The organism is Thalassospira sp. UBA1131, assembly GCF_002311515.1.
Classification (GTDB): domain Bacteria; phylum Pseudomonadota; class Alphaproteobacteria; order Rhodospirillales; family Thalassospiraceae; genus Thalassospira.
The window spans coordinates 2259-20425 of record NZ_DCAO01000007.1; the positions used below are offsets into that span (position 1 = coordinate 2259).

The following is an 18167-nucleotide window of genomic DNA, read 5'->3' on the forward strand; positions in this document are numbered from 1 at the left end:
TGCCCGCCCAAAAGCGGGATGAAGTTATCACCGGCTTCATCAACGGCAAGCACGGCGGCGTCCTGCCATTTGCCGGCCAAAAGCGGTGCGAGTGCGCGGATCAGAATGCCTGACGCGCAGACACCAATGATGACATGATCGGATGAAAAGGTTTGTTGCAGATGCGCAATGGTATCATCAAACGCGACATCAACATCCTTGACCGAAACGCGTGTGCGCAGGCCATGAACCGATGCCCCCTGCAGGCTGGATGCAATTTTACGTGCGGTCGGAAGGGCGCGCTGTGTCAGGCAGATGACCGCGATCGGGGCAATTGGTGCAGTCGGCAATGCGGTTTTATTCTGGGTGTTCTGGGCGGTCATCGCCATGCGTCTCCGCGACGGTGGATCAGGATCATGGAAAAATACGGTGCCTTGGCGTCGGCGGGCAAATCGCCCAGCGGGACCATTTTTTGGGTTTCAAGCGTCGCGCGTTCGATATAACGCGCCCGGTCCGTCAGGCCGAGTTCGTTGATTACACCGCGAACCTTGGCGAAATGACGACCAAGCTTGATGATGGCGGCCGCATCGGTTTTGGCCAGCTGTTCACGCAGGCGGTCGGCATCAAGCGGTCCCGGGATGACTTGCAACACGTCGTTTTTCGCGGCCAGTGGTGCGCCAAGCTGGGCGGCACAGGCCATCATAGAACTGACACCGGGAACGGTTTTGACCGGGTGGCCTGCCTCGGCCAAACGGCCAAAAAGATACATGAAGCTGCCGTAAAAGAACGGGTCACCCTCGCACAGAACTGCAACGGTTTTGCCATCTGCCAGATGCTTGCCGATTTCGATGGCAGCCGCGTCATAGATCGGATCGGCCGGCTTGCCCATTTCGATGCGAATGGCGATTTCAATCCGGCCTTCGGGGATGTGTGGATCAACGATCTGACGCGCCAGGCTGACGCCATCTTCAAGCGCGGGATATGCGATCACATCGGCCTTTTGCAGGATGTTATAGGCCTTAAGCGTTATCAGATCAGGCTCGCCCGGTCCAATGCCAAGACCATAGGCCGTTCCGGCAACCGGAAGGTTATCGCTTGCGGGAAATTCCGCACTCATGCTTTTACTCCGAGGTAATGGGTGACCGGGGCAAGGTTGCTCCAGCCCTTGAAGCTGCCGCGCGGCACCAGTCGTGAAATCGACAGGCGCGACAAGCTGCCACCGTTTTTATTGTAAAACCGTAATAATTGTTCTTCGCCTTCAAGCGTCACCGTGTTGGCGACCAGCCGCCCGTGCGGCGGCAACAGATTCCAGCAGCTTTCAAGCAACCCATCAATCGTTATGCCCCCGCCGATGAAAATCGCATCGGGTTTGGGCAGGCGATCGGCAAAACTCAGTGCTTCTTCAATGGATTTCTGTTCAATCGCAAGGGTCGGAACGCCAAGGCGAATGGCGTTCTTCTTGATCATCGCGCAGCGCTCGCCGTCGCGTTCAATCGCAACAGCCCGACCGCCCATGCGTTTCCATTCAATCGAAATCGACCCGCACCCGGCACCCAGATCCCACAAAACACCGCCGTCAAACGGCGCCAGGGATGACAGCGTCTGCGCGCGGATTTCCGATTTTGTGATCATGCCATCATGGATAAAGGCATCATCAGGCAGTCCCGGTCCCTTGGGCAGCGGTTTGGCGTTTGGCCCGGCTTCAAGATCGATCATGATCAGATTAAGCGGGTCGACTGATTTGATATCGGGCATCGAGGTTGCGGTTGATTGCCAGGTGCGCGCTGTTTGCGTGGTAATGCGCTCTTCCGGGCCGCCAAGCCGCTCGCAAACCGACATGCGGCTTTGATCAAAACCGGCTTCACATAGCATGACGGCGACAAGGGCCGGGGTCGAGCCGTCTGCACTGAGTGCGATCAGTTTGCCATGCGGACGCAAATGGGCGCGCAATGCTTCCGGATCACGGCCATGTAGTGTAATCACATCACACTCGGCCAGTGGCCAGCCAAGCCTGGAGGCTGCCAGAGAAATGCTTGATGGCGCCGGGATGGCATATATTGGTTCGGGTCCGAAATATTTAATCAGTGTGTTGCCCACACCAAAATACATCGGATCACCGCTGGCCAGCACGACCGGGTTCTGATCAAGGCAATCTTCGATCAGCGGCAGGTTAGCTTCAAATGGCGTAATCCATTTGTTCTGGGTTGCGGTGTTGGAGCCGGGCAGCATGGCGATATGGCGTGTACCGCCAAAAATGACGCTGGCATTTTCAAGGATGCTGCGCGCCATGGGTGAAAGGCTTTCATAGCCATCTTCGCCAATGCCAATAACCGTGATCCGTCCCTTGATCGGTGCCTGTTCGTTCATGATGCACCCCCTGATTTGCGGTCAAAGGTCCCATCAGGTGTCGTTTCGTCGTCGCGCGCCAGACGCGTCAAGGCATTGATCGTGGCGGCTGTTACCGCACTGCCGCCAAATCGACCGCGCAGCGTGACAAAGGGAATGCCATTGGCATGTTCAATCAACGCATCCTTGCTTTCAGCCGCCCCGACAAAGCCGACCGGCATGCCGACAATGGCCGCTGGTTTATTCAACCGTCCGTCATGGATCGCTTCAAGCAAATGGAAAAGGGCAGTCGGCGCGTTGCCGATGGCAATTATTGCGCCTTCGATATGATCTGCCCAGGCCTCAACCGCGGCGGCAGATCGTGTGGTTTCCATTCGGGCGGCCAGATCGTGCGTATTGCCGTCATTGAGCGTGCAAAGAACCGGGTTCTGACTGGGCAGAAGCCGGGAAATGATGCCATGACGCACCATTTCCGCATCACACAGGATCGGTTTTCCGCGACTTAATGCCGCTGTGGCAGCATTCACCACATTACCGCCAAAGGCGATCTGATCGGCCATTTCGACCATGCCGCAGGCGTGAATGATACGAATGGCAACCGGTCGCTCAGCGTCTGAAAAGCGCGCAAGGTTCGCCTCGGCCTCGATGGTTGCAAAGCTTTTGGCATAGATTTCCTGCGGGTCACGCAGATAGTCAAACATTGCCGCGCCTTTCAGAAGATGGGGGTCGACCGGTCAGGAACCGGTCGATTTCGTCGCGTCGTCATGATCATGGGAATGGCTGTGCCCGTGATCATGGCTGTGGCCATGGGTATGACCGTGATCGTGGTGATGCCCGTGGCCGTGATGGTGGTGATGGCCATGATCATGGCTGTGTCCATCGGTGCCAATGCCCATCACATGGTGATGGTGACCGACCTGCGGGGTGCCGACATCGCCTTCATAACCAATGATCTGCTCACGATACTTGCAAAGCTGGCAGTTCATATTGTTGTCGCCGGTATCAATCTCGGTCAGACGTTCGGCAAAGCTTTCAAGAACCATCGGGTGGTCCTTGAGGTAGCCTGCCTTGATGAATTCAACATCACCAAATTCAGCCGCGACTTCATCGGTATGGCTATAGATTCGGTCAATCAGAATGCCGGCAAACAGGAAATACGGGAAGACGACAACGCGCTTGTATCCCAGTTTCATCGCTTCGCGCAGGCCCGCATTGACGCGCGGATGGGCAACACCGGAATAGCTGATTTCGGTGCGGCCAAAGCCCATGCCTTCCTGAAGCATACGGGCAACCTTATAAACATTGGAATTGGCGTCCGGGTCATTGGTGCCGCGCCCAACCACCATCAACAGGGTGTCTTTGCGATCTACGCTGTCATCAGCACCTGCAAGGGCTTCTTCGATGCGTTCCTTTGCTGCCATCAGAAGCTTGGGATCAATGGCAAGATCGCGGCCGAAAAGCACTTCGATATCGGGATTTTCATGGGCGAAATTGTTTACTTCGCTCGGCAGGTCGTTTTTGACGTGACCGGCGGCAAACAGCATACCGGGAAGGGCGTAGATTTTCTTGTGGCCCATGGCTTTGAGCTTTTCAAAACCATCACGCAGGATCGGGTGGGCAAATTCGAGAAAGCCGCTTTCGACATCGTAGTCGGCCAGGTGGGTCTGTTTCATAGCTTCAACCATGGCGTTGAACTGTGAAACCGCGCGTTCGTCGCGCGAACCATGACCGCAAATCATTACTGCGCCTTTGGGGGACATAAAAGGCTGCTCCTTTGTCTCTCTTTGATGGTGTTCTTCACATGACATTGTTGCCATGCGGTACCCGATGCCACCCCCGTTTTCACCGATTGGCTTGCGGAATGCAAGCGGCAGCTACGCCAAGAGGGGGCACAAGGGGCTTTGGTGATGAAAATACTACTTATTGTGGGCCGGTTATGGTCTGGTATCGAATATGTTGTGGGCGGGCTCAGTCCTTCGGTTATGGCTGGTGATCAGCTTTGAGTGTTTTGCGTTACGCACTGCGGGGCAAACAGGATTGACCAACATAACTTATGATAAAATAAAAATTCGTATGAAATTTATTTATCAAAGCAAAAATCAGATGGCAAATTTCGGCGCATCAATTTGGTTCGTACATTCACCATGTCATTCTGATTGACGGGTTGGCGATCACCGCGCACATTGCCGCCATGGAACCGACATTCACCGATTTTCTGATCCCGGAACCTGCGTTTTTCGGGCCGCTTTTTTCAATGCTGGTGCTGGCACTGCTGCTGGATGCGGTGTTTGGTGACTTCCCGTGGCTGTTTAGCCGGATCGGGCACCCTGTGGTGTGGATTGGCAATCTGATTGCGTGGTTCGAAAGGCGCCTGAACCGCACAGATCGCAGCAACCCGGACCGACTTTTGCGCGGTGCTTTGACCAGTCTGATCGTGATTGCGGTCGCTGCGGCTTTCGGTGGAGCGGTGCAGTTTGTCTCATCACTTGGCGACGTTTTTAGAGCGCCCGAAGTCCTTTTGGTGGCGGTTCTGATTGCCCAAAAAGGCCTTTATCAACACGTAAAGGCCGTTTCAAACGCGCTTAAGAAAGATGGTATCGCTGGTGGCCGCAAGGCGGTTTCGATGATCGTCGGGCGCAACCCCGATACGCTTGATGAGGCCGGGGTCAGCCGGGCAGCCATTGAAAGTTGTGCAGAAAACTTCTCAGATGGGGTTGTTGCGCCACTGTTTTGGTATGTGGTCGGTGGGCCGATTGGCATTTGTGCCTACAAGGCGATCAACACACTTGATTCGATGATTGGTCATCGCAACGAACGCTATCTCTATTTCGGTAAGTTCGCTGCGCGACTTGATGACGTTGCGAACTTTATCCCCGCACGGATTGCCGCTAGCGTGATTTGCCTTGCCGCCCTGATCGGTAAGAAAACAAGTGGCAAAGCTGCCTGGCAGACCATGGTGTCAGATGCAAAAAAGCATAAATCGCCCAATGCCGGTTGGCAGGAAGCAGCCTTCGCCGGGGCGCTTGAAATCGCCCTTGCCGGGCCGCGCCAGTATGGCAGCGAAATGGTCGATGATCCGTATATTGGCAATGGTCGTTCCGATCTGACCGCTGTTGATATCGACCGTGCGCTGAAACTTTTTACAACCTCCTGCCTGATAAATGCGGCATGGCCGATTGTTCTTAAAGTTCTCTGGGTCGGGCTATGAGTGCCGGGCAGCGTGCCAATGATATTCCGTTGGGCCGCGAATTTCTTGAAGGCATCCTGCAAAACCGCACCAACCAAATCATTCTCGACCGGTTTTCAGCCTTCGGGATTAAAGACTGGTGGCTGACAGCCGGATGCCTTGCGCAGACGATCTGGAACATCACGGCCAATCGTGCCCCGGGTTCCGATATTGCCGACTATGATCTTTTTTATTTCGATCCCGATACGTCATGGCAGGCCGAAGATCGCTTGATCGCCCAAGGTGCTGAATTGTTTGCGGATATCCCGGTTTCAATCGAAATTCGCAATCAGGCGCGTGTGCCGATCTGGTATCCGGAAAAATTCGGTGTCCCTTACGGTGCTGTGACTGCTGCCAGTGATGGCATTGATCGCTTTGCCTACCAGACAACTGCCATTGGCGTGCGCCAGGATGCGGGCAATAGCGGAATGGACGCCTATCGCATTCATGCGCCGTTTGGCCTTGCTGCTGTCATGGAAGGTCGGGTGATCCCGAACACGGTTTTGCCCGTCAAAGAGGTGTATGACGCCAAGGTTGGGCGTTGGCAAAAGACATGGCCGGATCTGGTGATAACGCCCTGGCCGGATGAAGAAGGTCAGGCTTAATTCAGACGCTTAGTCGTTGCCCTTGTTCATCCGTGCGATGGTCGAAGTGGTGGAAAAGCCGTCTTCAAGGTTGGCCAGAACCACCTTGCCGCCATAGCCATGGACAATTTCGGCCCCGACAACCTTGTCGATGGTGTAATCCGCACCCTTGACCAGAATGTCCGGTTTGATCGCCTTGATCAGTTCAATCGGGGTGTCTTCGCCAAAAATCACCACGCCACTGACAGTTTCAAGTGATCCTAACACGGCTGCACGTGCGGCCTCCGACTGAACCGGGCGGGCTTCGCCCTTGAGCCGCTTGACAGATGCATCGGAATTCAGCCCTACAATCAGGCGGTCGCAATTTGCCCGTGCCTGTTTCAACAGGCTGAGGTGGCCTGGATGCAACAGATCGAAACAGCCATTGGTAAAGCCGACCGTGTATCCCTTGCGCCGCCAGCGTTCTGCGCGATCGACCATGCGGTCAAGCGGCATCAGTTTGGCTTCACCGATCATCAGATCATGATGATGCAGGGTGGAAATCAGCTCGTCCGGATAAACAACCGCGGTCCCGATCTTGCCGACCACGATTCCGGCCGCGACATTGGCAATACGGGCTGCATCGGCAAGGCTTGATCCGGCCGCGACAGCCGATGCGAGGCAGGCAACGACCGTGTCACCGGCACCCGAAACGTCGAATACTTCGCGGGCTTCTGTTGGCAGGTGCAAAGCCTCGCCATCCTTGGTGACAAGGGTCATACCATCCTGACTGCGGGTAAGCAGGACATTCTCGACCCCGCATTCGGCAATGATCTTGGTCGCAGCCGCGATGGCATCATCGTCGCTGTTTATGGCAATGCCAGTTGCCGCTTCGGCCTCTGCGCGGTTGGGCGTCACCACTGTGGCACCACGATAGATGCTGTAATCATTGCCTTTTGGATCGACGATGACGGGTTTTCCAGCGGCACGTGCGGCCTTGATCGCAGCGGCAACGACATCGGCATGCAAGACACCCTTGCCATAGTCAGACAGAATGATCGCTGCAACATCCCCTGCCAGCTGACCTGCCAGCGTCGAAAGATTGCTAATCGATACTGATGCAATGGTGTTGGTGGTTTCATTGTCAGATCGCAACAATTGCTGCCCGCCCGCGATATAGCGGGTTTTGATCGTCGTCGGGCGGTTGCGTTCAGTCTGGATATAGGGCTCAACACCCTTATCAGCGGCGACATATTCCATGACTTCGCGACCGGGCAGATCATCGCCAACCAGCGACAGGAACTGAACCGATGCGCCAAGGGCTGTGGCGTTGCGCGTGACGTTACCAGCACCCCCAAGCATGGCGCTTTCGCGCTCAACCCGGATGACGGGAATGGGCGCCTCGGGCGAGATGCGGGTGACCGAACCATAGACAAACCGGTCAAGCATGACATCGCCGATGCAAAGGACTTTGGCATCGGTCAGTTGTTCAACCTGTTGGGCCAGATGGCTAAGATCGGTCATGGTCGCAATTCTTTGTTCTGTCTGAGTATTCAGGCTGTTTTGCAGCCCGCCGGTTATTGTTTCGTCAGGCCAAGCGTATGTTCAAGTGCACCGACCAGCATCTGGCCAATCTGGATATGCATTTCCTGGATGCGGGCTGTGGTGTTGCTGGGAACGATCATCAGCGGATCACACAGATCAACCATGTCACCACCGGTCTTGCCAGTCCAGCCGGTCGCAATCAGGCCCATTTCCTTGGCCTTGGCCAGACCGAGATTTACGTTCTTGCTGTTGCCGGATGTTGAGATGCCAATCGCAACGTCATCCGGATTGCCAAGCGCTTGGATCTGGCGCGAAAACAGGTGATCAAACCCGAAGTCATTGCCGATCGCGGTCAAGGCCGAGCTGTCGGTGGTCAGCGCAATCGCCGGAAGCGCGCGACGGTCATTGATATAGCGGACCGTGAATTCGGTGGCGATATGCTGGGCGTCCGCGGCCGACCCGCCATTGCCGAAAAACAGCAGCTTGTTGCCGTCATTTAGGGCGTCGGTGCAAATCTCGACCAGTTCGATAAAGGCATCGCGGGTGGCCTCACGGGTCTTGTTGACCAGATCAAGATGCTCGTCAAACTCGGCATCGAAAAAGGCTTTGATATCCATCACGCGTCCACATCCAAAAGAAGTCGTCGTATTAGCCGTGTTTCGCAATCAGATTGCGGAAATACTCAATTGTCGAGCCGAGGCCATCTTCAAGGCTTACAGTCGGTTCCCAGCCATCAAGTGTGTTTCGCGCAAAGGTAATGTCGGGCTTGCGCTGCAGCGGGTCATCGGCCGGAAGGTCTTTGAAGATCAGCTTTGATTTGGCGCCGGTCATCTCAATGACGCGCTCTGCCAACTCACGAATGGTGATCTCATAAGGGTTGCCAAGGTTCATCGGCCCGGTAACCGTTTTTTCGGTTGCCATCAGGCGAACAAAACCCTCGATCAGGTCAGTATAGAAGCAGAAGGATCGGGTTTGCTGGCCGTCGCCATAAATGGTGATGTCTTCGCCATGCAGCGCCTGGATGATGAAGTTCGATACCACACGGCCGTCCTGCGGATGCATGCGCGGGCCATAGGTGTTGAAGATCCGGGCGACTTTAATATCCAGACCGTGCTGGCGGTGGTAATCAAAGAACAATGTTTCTGCACAGCGCTTGCCTTCGTCATAACAGGCGCGCGGGCCGATCGGATTGACATTGCCGCGGTAATCTTCGGTCTGCGGATGGACTTCAGGATCGCCATAAACTTCGCTGGTCGAGGCCTGGAATATCTTGGCGCCAACGCGTTTGGCGAGACCCAGCATGTTGATAGCACCATGAACACTGGTTTTGGTCGTCTGTACCGGATCGTGCTGGTAATGGATCGGCGATGCTGGGCACGCGAGATTGTAAATTTCATCAACTTCGAGATAGAGCGGGAAGGTCACATCGTGGCGCATCAGCTCGAAATGCGGGTTATCGAGAAGATGGACAATGTTGTCCTTGGTGCCGGTGAAGAAATTGTCGACGCACAGAACGTCATTGCCCTCGTTCAGCAAGCGTTCACAAAGATGCGAACCCAAAAAACCTGCACCACCGGTTACCAAAATGCGCTTGCGTCGCCACATGTCGTTTCCAACCTTTTTGTTCGGATATCAAAACGGGCTGAAACTAGCAGCTTGGTTTGCGGAAAGCTACGACTTATCTTTTCTTAGACGTGTCTGAAATTCACCGATATTCGGGTTTGGTTTCAACATGCATGAATGCTAAATACATAACCTGTTAATGCACCGGCGTTATCGTGGTTCGGGCAGATTAGCGGCTGTGATTCCGTCGAAACAATTCTCTGGTCATTGCATTTATGTCTGATAGTTCACTTCCATCGCCCGAAGCCTTCCTCGTTGACTATGTGCGACGCCTTGAGCGGCGCAAGGACGGCGTTGGGGCGATTCATGTGCATTTTTCCAAATTGCTGCCGTTTAACCGGCGTGACCATCACATCCGTACGGCGATTACGGCATTTGAAGAAATCGTACCGGAAGTCACCGGGCGCATTTTCACCCTGTCCAACCAGGATTTGATTTTCATCTTTGATGCTGCAGAGATGGACGAGGTGAATGCGGTCATTTTCCGGCTCAAATTCCTGTTCAACGACGATCCTTTGATCAGTGATGGCAAGGATGAAAGCGGCGCGCCCGCGACCTTTACCGACTATTTCGATGTCGGGCAGCAATATAAAGAATTCTTGCATCTGACACAGTTGCTGGTCCGCGCCAACGCCAATCGACCAAAAATTGTCAGCAAGGCAGCCGAACGACACAATGACCATCCGGAACTCAGCGATGATCGCGCGCCGCTGACCCCTAAGATCTTGGGGCGCATCGATGAATCGCTTCGGCGTGCGGATCTGTCCAACCTGATGCGTCGACAAGCCATTTGTGCCGTGGTGGGTGATGCGAACCCGACGCCGGTTTTCCACGAATTATTCATCTCGATCAAGGATTTGCAGGACACGCTGCTGCCAGATGTCAATGTTCTCTCGAACCGTTGGCTGTTTCAGCATCTGACTGAAATTCTGGATCGGCGCATGTTGTCGCTTCTGACCCGATCAAATGATGCATCCGTGACCGGCTCTGTCAGCATCAATTTGAACGTCTCGACACTGTTGTCACCGGACTTCCTGACGTTCGATAGTAACGTCAAGGCCGGGCAGCGCGGGACAATCGTACTTGAGCTTCAGAAAATCGACATTTTTGCTGATCTGGGTGCGTTCTTCTTTGCGCGCGACTTCTGTCGTGATCGCGGCTATCGCATCTGTATCGATGGCATCAGTTACCTGTCCCTGCCCTATATCAACCGCAACAAACTTGGCGTTGATATGATCAAGATGCTGTGGGATCCGGAAATGGAAAACATGGATGAAGAGCATCGCGAAGCCATGCGTGCCGCGGTGGCAGAGTCCGGTGATACCCGCGTTATTTTGTGCCGTTGTGATGACGAACGCGCCATCAAGTTTGGTCATTCGATCAATATCACCATGTTCCAAGGCCGCCATGTTGAGCATCTGATGAATGAACGGACAAAAAAATAGCGCCAGATTGCTGACGCTATTGGGTGGGCTCAATTGTAAGGCTGAGGATCAGGCATCTTCCTTGCCATCAATTCCGGCTTTTTCAAAGGTTGCCATGCCGGTGTGGCATTCTGCGGCTGCGCGCAAAAGCGGGATGGCAAGTGCGGCACCCGATCCTTCGCCAAGGCGCATGCCGAAATTGATCAGTGCTTCCTTGCCAAGTTTCTCAATCAACCGCGCATGTCCCGGTTCTGCCGATACATGCCCAACGAGACAATGATCAAGTGCATCGGCGCGCATCGCAGCCAGGACAGCAGCCGCCGCACAGGATACATACCCATCAAGCAATATCGGAACCCGTGCAAAGCGCGCAGCAATGATGGCACCGGCCATAGCAGCAATTTCGCGTCCGCCAACACAGCGCAGAACATCCAATCCATCATGCATCTGGTTTTTATGCAGGATGATGGCATCACCTACGACGCGCGTCTTGCGGTCAAGGGTAGTGTCATCGATCCCTGTTCCCCGGCCGGTCCAGTCGGCAGCATTCCCGCCATAAAGTGCATGGGAAATTGCCGCCGCCGATGTGGTATTGCCAATGCCCATTTCGCCGGGAACAAAAAGATCCAGACCCTTTTCAATCGCACTCATGCCAAAGGCCATCGCCTCGGCACAGCCTTCGTCGTCCATGGCCGGTTCATGGGAAAAGTCGTTGGTCGGGATTTCAAGGGCGACTTCCATGACGCGGAGTTCGGCATCGACAGACTTGCAAATCTGGTTGATCGCAGCCCCGCCATTGATGAAGTTTTCCACCATCTGCTGGTTCACGCTTGCCGGGAAGGCCGAAACGCCCTGCGCAACAACACCGTGACTGCCGGCAAAGACGGTAACGCGCGGCCGCGACATGCGTGGGCGTGATGTTGCTTGCCATCCTGCCAGCCAAAGGCTGAAATCCTCAAGCCGTCCAAGCGATCCGGCAGGCTTGGTCAATGTTGGTTCGCGCTGGGCCACGGCGGCCTGCGCTTCCTGATCGACTTCGGGAAGTTCGGCCAGAAGTGCGCGAATTTCCTCAAGATTTTGGGGCGGATGTTTCGGGTTGAACATTTTGGTCTCCGGCTGGCGACAAAGGTGCCTAACTAGTGTTCCGCTTGGCTTCCGGGGTGGTAAGGATTAGGCTCGGAAACCAATTGTGTAAGGCGGTTCAGGAAGTCGGGCCAAACTAGGCCTGTGCGCAACAGATTGCCAGTTTGAAAATCGGAAATTTATGCTATCCAAAGATCATAACCAAAACGAAACAAATATGCAAAGCTCGGATTCATCTGACAAACCCACCCCTGAGGCAGCGACAGATGCCCCCGTCGAGGTTTCGCCGATTTCCGATTTCTGGCGCGCCTTGGCATTGCTGAGCCGCGTTCCGGTCAAGGGTATCGATGATTTCCGCGCAGAGGTGATTGCAAGATCGGTCTGGTCTTGGCCGTTGGTTGGTCTGTTGCTGGCCGGATTTGCTATGCTGCCGGCGATGCTGGTCTATTCCCTGACAGCTAACATCCTGATTTTTGCAATTGTCGCCTTGGCAGGCATGGTTTTGTTGACCGGATCAATGCATGAAGATGGCATCGCGGATTGTGCCGACGGGTTTGGCGGCGGGTTTGAGCGGGCACGCAAACTTGAAATCATGCGCGACAGTCATATCGGTACATATGGCGTTGTTGCTCTGATCTTGTGTTTAGGCTTGCGTCTGATTTTGCTTTTTGCAGCGGGCGATGCCGGGCAGGCTGCGATCCTGTTTCTGGTGATGGCAATAGCATCACGGGCGGCAATGCCAGTCGTGATGCATATCCTGCCTCCGGCGCGCGCCGATGGTTTGGGCAAGGGGGCTGGAACGCCAAATGTGATGATGGTCGGTTTGGGTGTCGGTATTGCTTTGATCCTGTCGCTTGTCTTATCGGGTCTGTTTGCGACGATGGCCATTCTGATGGGCGGGCTTTTGGCGGTTGGCCTTGTCGCGGCGGTCGCGAAATGGCAGATCGGTGGCCAGACCGGCGATGTCCTGGGGGCAACCCAGATCATGACCGAGCTGTTTGTTGGTATCGCCTTTATCGCCATCCTTTGATCAACCAGCACAGCAACAAGAAGGAATGCCGTGAGCAGTTTGAAAATAACCCGCTGGTGGCTGGTGCGTCACGCGCCCGTCCAAAATCCGAAACGGCTGGTCTATGGCCAAAGTGACATGCCCGCCGACCTTTCCGATGAAAAGGCACTGTCTGCCCTTGCCGGGCAACTGCCGGGTGATGCCGTCTGGGTAACCAGCCATCTGTCACGTACGCATGATACGGCCCACAGTCTGCAGGCCTTCATGGACAAAGATGTAAAGCCGCAGGCTGAAAGCGGCTTTGCCGAACAGCATTTCGGTGATTGGGAATTGCAGAACTGGAACGATCTGCCCAAGGGGGAAACAACACGTTTCTGGACCGACTTTGCCCGCCAACACCCTCCAAAGGGTGAAAGCTTTGCCGATGTGGTTGCCCGTGTCGGACCCGTCTTTGGCCGATTGAGCGCGGATTGGGCCGGGCGCGACATTGTCGCTGTCGTTCATGGCGGAACGGTGCGCGCCATGCTTGCCAATGCACTGGGTTTATCCCTTGATACCGCATTGGCATTTCATATCGACACGTTGGGTCTGACCACGCTTGAATATATCGACGGGGTCGACGAACCGGGCTGGCGCGTGACCGCTGTCAATCAGCGGTTTTAAGGAGCTTAAGGGGTGTTCCGTCAGGCAGAGGCCAGCTCGATATCGGATGCCATGTCATCAAGGGCGTGTTCTGCCAGATAGCGGTCAACCATATCCGGGTTCAGATCATGCTTTTCGCAGATGTCGAAAACATCGCGCAGATAGGCCTGATAATAGGGCACCGGGCGGCTGCGCGATTTGCTGCGCAGTTTGGCAACATTCGGGAAATCACTGGCAAAGGACGCGTTTTCGATTACCTGAATGATGGTGTCATCAATGATGGCAGCTGGCATCCCGCAATAAGTCTTGCCGCAGGCAGACAACATCTTGCTGGCAGTCGGAACAGAAATGCCCGGCTGGGAAAGCAGCTCGTTCAACTCGTCCTGTCCGAAATCCGAGATCGACATCAGGGTAACCAGGGTCGGCATATCGCGCACAAGCAACGACAGCGCATTGACGCGAATGCCGCGTTCATGGGACCAGATGATGGTTGCGATTACACCCTTTGAGGCATCTTCGGCAAAGATGTCACGCACATCGCGGCGTGCCAGAGTGATCTCGCCATCGGTTGCGTGCTGTTCAAGAAAATCCTGAAATGACCGATCAGGACTGTTCAGACGGTCCAGCAATCCCAGCCACATGTCCTTGCGAGACGATGTGGTCCAGGTTGGCGCGTTCATCTGTCGGATTTTGGATAGGTGAGAACGTATTGCCATTGGTCTTGAAAAATCCAGATTACCCCAAGAGTTTCGGCGCAGTATTTCCTGCAGCCAGCCGGGTGATGTGTCTATATCCCGGGTTTTCGCCAGATTGCGGATTGTTCCGTCTCTAGTTCCAGCGCAACGGTTTGATGTTGGCTGAAATGGTATGACCTCTCAAGCAGACAATTCTTACAAATACTGACCTTCCGATTAGGGTGGGGTGGTAACGAAGGGTTAAGTGCCGAGAATGACCTTTGGCATTTTTGGCAAACCTGCTAGGTTCGGCGCATCGTTCGGTGATGGGAAATCGGTGCAAGGCCGATGCTGCCCCCGCAACTGTATCGGGTTGGGAGATCCGGGGCGGTGCCAACGCGCCAGACCAGCCACCGGGAAACCGGGAAGGCGGATCGCTTTCATGCCCGCAGCCAGGAAACCTGCCGAAGGTGTCACTATTCGAAGGAAGGTGACGACGCAATCGGGCCTCGGTGGGAGGCCATGGCGAGGAAGAAACGGGATGACCCAGACTTTACCCCCTGACGGCCCCTCTGGTGGGACGCATCTGATCCTTGGCGGGGCGCGATCCGGCAAAAGCCGGTTTGCCGAAAACATCATCAATCAGGCGGGCGGTGGCACATATATCGCAACCGGGCGAGCCTGGGATGACGAAATGGCCAACCGCATTGATCTTCACAAACAATCACGCGGCGATCTCTGGCAGACAGTGGAAGAGCCGCTCGAACTTTGTTCGGCGCTGCAGACCTGTAATGTCACAGGCGGCAAGCCGGTTCTGGTTGATTGTCTGACCTTGTGGCTGACCAACCTGATGCTTGAAGACCGCGACATTGATGCCGAGATCGCAGCTCTTTGCGATCTGCTGCCAACAATTGTTGTACCGGTGCTTTTTGTCTCAAATGAGGTTGGCTTTGGCATCGTGCCGGAAAATGCGATGGCGCGGGCCTTTCGCGATTACGCCGGACGCCTGCATCAACGCATTGCCGAGATTGCAGACAAGGTTACCCTTGTGGTGGCCGGCATTCCGATGCCGGTCAAATAGCAACATAAATTATTGAATTTTAAGGATTTCAGAAATGGCACAATTGGGCAAAATCCCGGCAACCGTCATTACCGGTTTTCTGGGCGCTGGCAAAACAACCATGATCCGCAACATGCTGGAAAACGCCAATGGCAAACGCATCGCACTGATCATCAATGAGTTCGGCGATCTGGGTGTGGATCGTGGCATCATCAATGGCTGTGGCATTGAAGGCTGCGAAGAAGATGACGTTGTTGAGCTGGCAAATGGCTGCATCTGCTGCACCGTGGCCGATGACTTCCTGCCAACCATCCAGGGCCTGATTGATCGTGACACGCCACCAGATCATATCGTAATCGAAACATCTGGTCTTGCCCTACCAAAGCCGCTGGTAAAGGCGTTTAACTGGCCCGAAGTCCGGTCGCGTGTGACTGTTGATGGCGTTGTGGCGGTTCTTGATGGCGCTGCCCTGCGTGATGGGCTGTTCGCCCATGATCATCATGCGGTACAGGCGCAGCGCGAAGCAGACGAAAATCTTGATCATGAAAGCCCGCTTGAAGAACTGTTCGAAGAACAGCTCCACTGTGCCGACATGGTGGTTCTCAACAAGACCGACCTTTTGACCGATGCCGAACGCAGCAAGGTCGAAGCCGATATCCGCGCGGAGCTGAAAAAGCCGTCGGTCAAGATTATCGCGACCGAACATTCTCGGGTTGAAAATGCCATCCTGCTTGGTCTGGGGGCAGCAGCCGAGGATGACCTTGATAGTCGCCCAAGCCATCATGACGATGGTCACGAACATGACCATGATGATTTCGATAGCTTTGTCGTATCGCTTGACGCGATCAGTGATCCGGTCAACCTTGAAAAGCGCCTGATTGATGTCGTGCGTCAGTTTGACGTGCTGCGCATCAAGGGTTTCCTGGATGTGCCGGGCAAACCGATGCGCCATGTGGTTCAGGGGGTTGGTGAGCGCTTCCAGCGCTATTTCGACCGTCCGTGGGCCGATGGCGAAACCCGCCGCTCGGAATTGGTGGTGATTGGCCTGCATGGTCTGGATCGCGCTGCGATCGAGGCCGCCATCAAGGCCGCCTGATCCAAGTTAATCTGATCAAGCCACCTGAAACCGGATGCTAAAAATCGTCCGGTTTCAGCCTGTTTGAAGACCAAACGCACAAGGATACGGATCCCGAGATGCATCTATTGGCAGCCCAGCCCGGAATGGTCACTGACGGCAGTGAGGCCGTCGACCTTGGACAGCAACCCGGCGATGTGGTGATCCTGTCTGCGGCCGAGTCTGAGCTGGCCTGTCTTGCCGGCGCGCAAGGGCGTCTGGTCGATGCATTTGGCGACGAAACCCCGTCACTGCGTCTGGCAAGTTTGCTGCAGCTTGGCCACAACATGTCGGTCGATCTTTATATCGACGACGTACTTTCCGACGCCAAATTCATCATTGCGCGCATTCTGGGCGGGCGCGGTTATTGGGATTATGGCATTGAACAGTTGGTTGCACTTGCACGTGCCAAGGACATTCCATTGGTCCTGTTACCTGGTGATGATCAACCCGATGCGGAGCTTCTGACGCTCTCGACCGTCAAGGGGCGCGAATATCAGAATATCTGGCGCTACCTGATCGAAGGCGGACCGCAAAATTCCGAGAATTTACTTCGCCTTATATACGAAAAATTAAATTCAAGTGTTAACTGGAACTGGTCACCGGCAGCCCCGCTGGTCAAGGCCGGGGGCTATTGGCCCGGCAAGGCGCAGGCAAGCCTTGATGATATCCGGGTTAACTGGATTGAAAATCAACCGGTTACACCAATCATCTTCTATCGTTCACTGGTACAGGCCGCCAATCTGGATGTTGTTGACGCGCTGGTTGAGGAACTGGTTACCAATGGCCTGAATCCATTGCCGATTTTTGTTGCAAGTCTCAAGGATCCATTGGCTGCGGCATTGGTCGAGGACTGGTTGGCAGAAACCAGCGCAGATTTGATCTTGAATACCACCGGCTTTGCGATATCTGTTCCGGGATCAGAACGAAAAAATGGTCCGTTTGACGCGGTCGATGCCCCGGTCTTTCAGGTGGTGCTGTCGGGTGGTGGCGAAGAAGCCTGGCGTGAGGGCGTGAATGGTCTGGCCGCGCGCGATATTGCGATGAATGTGGCGCTTCCCGAGGTTGATGGCCGTATCCTTTCACGCGCGGTATCGTTCAAGGGATCCGCAGGCAAGGATGACCTGACCCAGATTGATTTGGTGAAATACATCCCCGTGCGCGATCGCGTGGCCTTTACCGCCGAACTTGCCGCCAACTGGGTACGCTTGCGCAGAACTGACACCAGCGCGCGCAAGGTGGCGATGGTTATGGCGAACTATCCCAACAAAGATGCGCGTCTTGGCAACGGGGTCGGGCTTGATACGCCAGCCGGCATGATCGAAACACTCCGCGCCATGCAGGGCGAAGGATACCGGGTCAGTGATCTGCCAACAGATGGCGATGCGCTGATTGCTGCGATCAAGGCCGGGCCGACCAACGATTTCAAATCGCTTGCGACCCGCGATATCCGCGTGACTTTGCCGCGTGCGGACTATCAAAAGGCGTTTGATGTCTTGCCGCAAACCATCCGGGATCAGGTAACTGAGGCCTGGGGTGAACCGAAAAACGATCCGTTCTATCTGGCGGGTCAGGATGCCTTTGCGCTATCGATCCTGCCGCTTGGCAATGTGGTGGTCGGGTTGCAGCCTGCGCGCGGCTATAACATTGATCCGCTTGAAAGCTATCACTCGCCCGATCTGGTGCCGCCGCACAACTATTTCGCCTTTTATATCTGGCTGCGTCATGTGTTTGGCGTCGATGCCATCATTCATTTTGGCAAGCACGGCAATATGGAATGGCTGCCGGGCAAGTCACTGGCCCTGTCCGAGGATTGCTTCCCGGAGGCGGTCTTTGGCCCGACCCCGCATTTCTATCCCTTCATCGTCAATGATCCGGG

General features: G+C 55.0%; 17 protein-coding genes, 1 pseudogene and 1 riboswitch. Of the genes and pseudogenes, 8 read left to right on the forward strand and 10 right to left on the reverse strand.

Features of this window, described 5'->3' with window-relative positions:
- The 5 genes and pseudogenes from B3Z49_RS00960 to B3Z49_RS00980 all read right to left on the reverse strand — a co-directional run.
- Positions 1-362: pseudogene (locus B3Z49_RS00960) on the reverse strand (precorrin-3B C(17)-methyltransferase); the annotation flags it as partial.
- A complete protein-coding gene (gene cobI / locus B3Z49_RS00965; RefSeq protein WP_296987513.1) occupies positions 359-1096 on the reverse strand; it encodes a precorrin-2 C(20)-methyltransferase in 738 nt (245 codons plus the stop codon). The gene cobI and the pseudogene B3Z49_RS00960, both read right to left, overlap by 4 nt.
- Positions 1093-2346 carry a precorrin-6y C5,15-methyltransferase (decarboxylating) subunit CbiE gene (gene cbiE, locus B3Z49_RS00970; RefSeq protein WP_296987516.1) on the reverse strand — a complete coding sequence of 418 codons (1254 nt, stop codon included), beginning with the start codon at positions 2344-2346 and terminating at the stop codon, positions 1093-1095. Before cbiE ends, cobI begins: the two co-directional genes overlap by 4 nt.
- The gene (locus tag B3Z49_RS00975) at positions 2343-3026 is read right to left on the reverse strand and encodes a precorrin-8X methylmutase (protein ID WP_296987517.1); all 684 of its coding nucleotides are present in this window, start codon (positions 3024-3026) and stop codon (positions 2343-2345) included. The genes cbiE and B3Z49_RS00975 overlap by 4 nt, the downstream gene beginning before the upstream one ends.
- A 33-nt stretch (positions 3027-3059) precedes the next feature.
- Positions 3060-4085, reverse strand: a complete 1026-nt coding sequence (locus B3Z49_RS00980) for a sirohydrochlorin chelatase (RefSeq protein ID WP_296987520.1) — start codon at positions 4083-4085, stop codon at positions 3060-3062.
- Positions 4086-4489: 404 nt separating this feature from the next.
- Between B3Z49_RS00980 and cbiB the strand changes: the two genes are divergently transcribed.
- Positions 4490-5533 carry an adenosylcobinamide-phosphate synthase CbiB gene (cbiB, locus tag B3Z49_RS00985; RefSeq protein ID WP_296987523.1) on the forward strand — a complete coding sequence of 348 codons (1044 nt, stop codon included), beginning with the start codon at positions 4490-4492 and terminating at the stop codon, positions 5531-5533.
- Positions 5530-6156 carry a nucleotidyltransferase family protein gene (locus B3Z49_RS00990; protein WP_296987526.1) on the forward strand — a complete coding sequence of 209 codons (627 nt, stop codon included), beginning with the start codon at positions 5530-5532 and terminating at the stop codon, positions 6154-6156. The genes cbiB and B3Z49_RS00990 overlap by 4 nt, the downstream gene beginning before the upstream one ends.
- A gap of 9 nt (positions 6157-6165) precedes the next feature.
- On the opposite strand, the gene rfaE1 is transcribed toward B3Z49_RS00990, so the two are convergent.
- The 3 genes from rfaE1 to B3Z49_RS01005 are packed head-to-tail and all read right to left on the reverse strand — an operon-like array spanning position 6166 to position 9264.
- Positions 6166-7638, reverse strand: a complete 1473-nt coding sequence (gene rfaE1 / locus B3Z49_RS00995; protein WP_296987528.1) for a D-glycero-beta-D-manno-heptose-7-phosphate kinase — start codon at positions 7636-7638, stop codon at positions 6166-6168.
- Positions 7639-7691: 53 nt separating this feature from the next.
- Positions 7692-8276 carry a D-sedoheptulose 7-phosphate isomerase gene (locus B3Z49_RS01000; protein ID WP_296987578.1) on the reverse strand — a complete coding sequence of 195 codons (585 nt, stop codon included), beginning with the start codon at positions 8274-8276 and terminating at the stop codon, positions 7692-7694.
- A gap of 31 nt (positions 8277-8307) precedes the next feature.
- Positions 8308-9264, reverse strand: a complete 957-nt coding sequence (locus B3Z49_RS01005) for a UDP-glucuronic acid decarboxylase family protein (RefSeq protein WP_296987531.1) — start codon at positions 9262-9264, stop codon at positions 8308-8310.
- A 233-nt stretch (positions 9265-9497) separates the two neighbouring features.
- Between B3Z49_RS01005 and B3Z49_RS01010 the strand changes: the two genes are divergently transcribed.
- Positions 9498-10727 (forward strand): hypothetical protein, encoded by a 1230-nt coding sequence (locus B3Z49_RS01010; RefSeq protein WP_008888909.1) that lies wholly within the window; start codon positions 9498-9500, stop codon positions 10725-10727.
- Positions 10728-10775: 48 nt separating this feature from the next.
- On the opposite strand, the gene cobT is transcribed toward B3Z49_RS01010, so the two are convergent.
- Positions 10776-11810, reverse strand: a complete 1035-nt coding sequence (gene cobT / locus B3Z49_RS01015) for a nicotinate-nucleotide--dimethylbenzimidazole phosphoribosyltransferase (RefSeq protein ID WP_296987545.1) — start codon at positions 11808-11810, stop codon at positions 10776-10778.
- A gap of 196 nt (positions 11811-12006) precedes the next feature.
- Here cobT and cobS point away from each other — a divergent pair, with 196 nt between their 5' ends.
- Together cobS and B3Z49_RS01025 are read left to right on the forward strand one after the other, a co-directional pair.
- Positions 12007-12819: an adenosylcobinamide-GDP ribazoletransferase gene (gene cobS, locus B3Z49_RS01020; RefSeq protein ID WP_296987548.1), complete on the forward strand. Its 813-nt coding sequence runs from the start codon at positions 12007-12009 to the stop codon at positions 12817-12819.
- A gap of 30 nt (positions 12820-12849) precedes the next feature.
- Positions 12850-13461 (forward strand): histidine phosphatase family protein, encoded by a 612-nt coding sequence (locus B3Z49_RS01025; RefSeq protein ID WP_296987551.1) that lies wholly within the window; start codon positions 12850-12852, stop codon positions 13459-13461.
- Between the two features lie 20 nt (positions 13462-13481).
- On the opposite strand, the gene B3Z49_RS01030 is transcribed toward B3Z49_RS01025, so the two are convergent.
- Positions 13482-14120 (reverse strand): hypothetical protein, encoded by a 639-nt coding sequence (locus tag B3Z49_RS01030; RefSeq protein ID WP_008888913.1) that lies wholly within the window; start codon positions 14118-14120, stop codon positions 13482-13484.
- Positions 14121-14406: 286 nt separating this feature from the next.
- A riboswitch (cobalamin riboswitch) is annotated at positions 14407-14597 on the forward strand.
- 58 nt (positions 14598-14655) lie between these two features.
- Between B3Z49_RS01030 and cobU the strand changes: the two genes are divergently transcribed.
- The 3 genes from cobU to B3Z49_RS01045 form a co-directional block, all read left to right on the forward strand.
- Positions 14656-15195, forward strand: a complete 540-nt coding sequence (cobU, locus tag B3Z49_RS01035) for a bifunctional adenosylcobinamide kinase/adenosylcobinamide-phosphate guanylyltransferase (protein ID WP_296987554.1) — start codon at positions 14656-14658, stop codon at positions 15193-15195.
- A gap of 34 nt (positions 15196-15229) precedes the next feature.
- Positions 15230-16270: a cobalamin biosynthesis protein CobW gene (gene cobW / locus B3Z49_RS01040; protein WP_296987557.1), complete on the forward strand. Its 1041-nt coding sequence runs from the start codon at positions 15230-15232 to the stop codon at positions 16268-16270.
- Positions 16271-16368: 98 nt separating this feature from the next.
- Positions 16369-18167 (forward strand): cobaltochelatase subunit CobN (locus tag B3Z49_RS01045; RefSeq protein ID WP_296987560.1); only part of this gene is annotated, 1799 nt, incomplete at its 3' end.

What these genes read in the sequence shown, in the direction of transcription:
- B3Z49_RS01000 (WP_296987578.1), bottom strand. Translation starts at nt 8,276, where the DNA reads ATGGATATCAAAGCCTTTTTCGATGCCGAGTTTGACGAGCATCTTGAT.
- cobW (WP_296987557.1), top strand. Translation starts at nt 15,230, where the DNA reads ATGGCACAATTGGGCAAAATCCCGGCAACCGTCATTACCGGTTTTCTG.
- cobS (WP_296987548.1), top strand. Translation starts at nt 12,007, where the DNA reads ATGCAAAGCTCGGATTCATCTGACAAACCCACCCCTGAGGCAGCGACA.
- cobU (WP_296987554.1), top strand. Translation starts at nt 14,656, where the DNA reads ATGACCCAGACTTTACCCCCTGACGGCCCCTCTGGTGGGACGCATCTG.
- B3Z49_RS00975 (WP_296987517.1), bottom strand. Translation starts at nt 3,026, where the DNA reads ATGTTTGACTATCTGCGTGACCCGCAGGAAATCTATGCCAAAAGCTTT.
- B3Z49_RS01010 (WP_008888909.1), top strand. Translation starts at nt 9,498, where the DNA reads ATGTCTGATAGTTCACTTCCATCGCCCGAAGCCTTCCTCGTTGACTAT.
- cobI (WP_296987513.1), bottom strand. Translation starts at nt 1,096, where the DNA reads ATGAGTGCGGAATTTCCCGCAAGCGATAACCTTCCGGTTGCCGGAACG.
- B3Z49_RS00980 (WP_296987520.1), bottom strand. Translation starts at nt 4,085, where the DNA reads ATGTCCCCCAAAGGCGCAGTAATGATTTGCGGTCATGGTTCGCGCGAC.
- B3Z49_RS01005 (WP_296987531.1), bottom strand. Translation starts at nt 9,264, where the DNA reads ATGTGGCGACGCAAGCGCATTTTGGTAACCGGTGGTGCAGGTTTTTTG.
- cbiE (WP_296987516.1), bottom strand. Translation starts at nt 2,346, where the DNA reads ATGAACGAACAGGCACCGATCAAGGGACGGATCACGGTTATTGGCATT.
- B3Z49_RS00990 (WP_296987526.1), top strand. Translation starts at nt 5,530, where the DNA reads ATGAGTGCCGGGCAGCGTGCCAATGATATTCCGTTGGGCCGCGAATTT.
- cobT (WP_296987545.1), bottom strand. Translation starts at nt 11,810, where the DNA reads ATGTTCAACCCGAAACATCCGCCCCAAAATCTTGAGGAAATTCGCGCA.
- rfaE1 (WP_296987528.1), bottom strand. Translation starts at nt 7,638, where the DNA reads ATGACCGATCTTAGCCATCTGGCCCAACAGGTTGAACAACTGACCGAT.
- B3Z49_RS01030 (WP_008888913.1), bottom strand. Translation starts at nt 14,120, where the DNA reads ATGAACGCGCCAACCTGGACCACATCGTCTCGCAAGGACATGTGGCTG.